The organism is Micromonospora sp. NPDC049799, from assembly GCF_040656655.1.
Taxonomy (GTDB): domain Bacteria; phylum Actinomycetota; class Actinomycetes; order Mycobacteriales; family Micromonosporaceae; genus Micromonospora.
In genome coordinates, this window is sequence record NZ_JBFAMU010000732.1 from 1 (window position 1) to 1925 (window position 1925).

The 1925-nt window shown below is 76.7% G+C and carries 2 protein-coding genes; one reads left to right on the top strand and one right to left on the bottom strand.

Going from position 1 to position 1925, the window contains the following annotated elements:
* On the bottom strand, positions 1-713 hold a 713-nt coding region (locus tag AB0I76_RS28880; protein ID WP_357042004.1), incomplete at its 3' end, for a WYL domain-containing protein.
* Between the two features lie 189 nt (positions 714-902).
* Here AB0I76_RS28880 and AB0I76_RS28885 point away from each other — a divergent pair.
* On the top strand, positions 903-1925 hold a 1023-nt coding region (locus AB0I76_RS28885; RefSeq protein ID WP_357042007.1), incomplete at its 3' end, for a DUF3866 family protein.

Consider the following 1925-nt stretch of genomic DNA (forward strand, 5'->3'; position numbering starts at 1 on the left):
GCCACGTGGCTGATCAGGTCCACCCCGGCGGGCGGGGAGTACGCGCCCGTCGCGCCGGTCGCCCGGACCGCGCCGACCACACGGGACAGGCGGAAGCAGCGGGTGGCGGCCCGGTCCAGGTCGTGGCCGACCACGTACCACCGGCCACGCCAGCAGACCACGCCCCACGGCTGCAGCCGCCGGCGGGTGGGTTCGTCCCGGTCCGGGACGCGGTAGTCGAAGGTCACCTCGCGGCGGTCCCGTGCGGCGGCGGTCAGCGGCGCGAACGCCGGGTCGACCGTGACCATCGGCTCCAGGCCGAGGGTGGCCTGCGGATCCACGTCGACGCCGGCCGCGCGCAACTTCGCCAGCCCCGAGGAGGCCGCCGCCGCCAGTCCGGCGTGCTGCCACAGCCGCGCGGCGATGCCCACCGCCGCGGCCTCGTCCGGTTCGAGGGGGATGTCCGGCAGCGCGTACTCCCGGTGGGCGATGCGGTAGCCGGGCTCGGCGTCGAAGGCGCTCGCCGTGCCGGTCTCCAGCGGGACGCCCAACTCCCGCAACTCCGCCTTGTCGCGCTCGAACTTGCGCTGGAACGCCTCGTGGTCCCGCGCGTCGTCCGGATCGTGCTCGTAGCCGGGAACGGTCGCGGCGATCTGCGCGGCGGTCAGGAACCGTCGCGTGGACAGCAGGCAGATCACCAGGTTGACCAGGCGTTCGGTGCGGGTCCGCGACACGCGGTAGACGCTAGCAGCCGACGCGCCGGAACCGGGTACCCACGCGGGCACGGCGTGGGCTACGTCGCGTCGCCCTCTCCCGCCCCCGCCGCCCCGGCCCACCGGTCCCATCCACCGCGCCGCGGACCCACCCCGGGGCCGCGGACCCGCTCCGGAGGGCGACCACCGGCACCCGCTAGCGTGCCCGGCATGGTGCGATGGCGGACGGGCACGGTCAGGGCGCTGCGGCGGGAGTGGACCGGCGCGGTGGAACTCGACGTCGACCTGTCCGACGGCACACCCATGCGGGCCCTCGCCTACCCGGCACTCGTCGGCCGTCCGGAACCCGGCGACCGGGTCCTGCTCAACGCCGGCGCGCTGCTGATGGGCCTCGGCACCGGCGGGTACGCCCTGGTCGTGGCCCTGCCCGACCGGCTGCCGCCGGACCCGGCGCAGGCGCTCGACACCCGCGAGGCGGGTCACCTCGTCAAGGCCCGCTACACCCCACTGCAACCCATCCTGCTCGGCGTCGACGAGGAGGCGTCACCGCACCACGACGTCCTCGCCACCGCCGACGACCTCGCCGGCCTGCCCGTGGTCACCGCCGACCTGCACTCCGCGCTGCCCGCGATCCTCGCCGGGATCCACGCCGACGCCCCCGACGCCCGGGTCGCGTACCTGCTCACCGACGGCGGCGCCCTGCCCGCCTGGTTCTCTCGCACCCTCGCCGGGCTGCGCGGGCACCTCGTCGGCACGGTCACCGTCGGGCAGGCGTTCGGCGGGGACCTCGAGGCCGCCACCCTGCACACCGGGCTGCTCGCCGCCCGGCACGTGCTCCACGCCGACGTCGCGATCGTCGCCCAGGGCCCCGGTAACCTCGGCACCGGGACGCGGTGGGGCTTCTCCGGCGTCGCCGTCGGCGAGGCCGTGAACGCCATCGGCACGCTGGGCGGACGCCCGGTCGGATCACTGCGGATCTCCGACGCCGACCCCCGTCCCCGGCACCTCGGCGTCTCCCACCACAGCCTCACCGCGTACGGGCGGGTCGCCCTGGTCGGCGCGGACCTGGTCGTGCCCGACGGCCTGGACCCGGCGCTGGCCGGCGCGGTCGACGCGGCGCTGGCACCCCTCGCCGCGCGGCACGCGCTCGTGCGGGTGCCCACCGACGGCCTGGACACGGCGCTGCGGGCCAGCCCCGTCGGCCTGTCGACGATGGGCCGGGGACTGGACGCC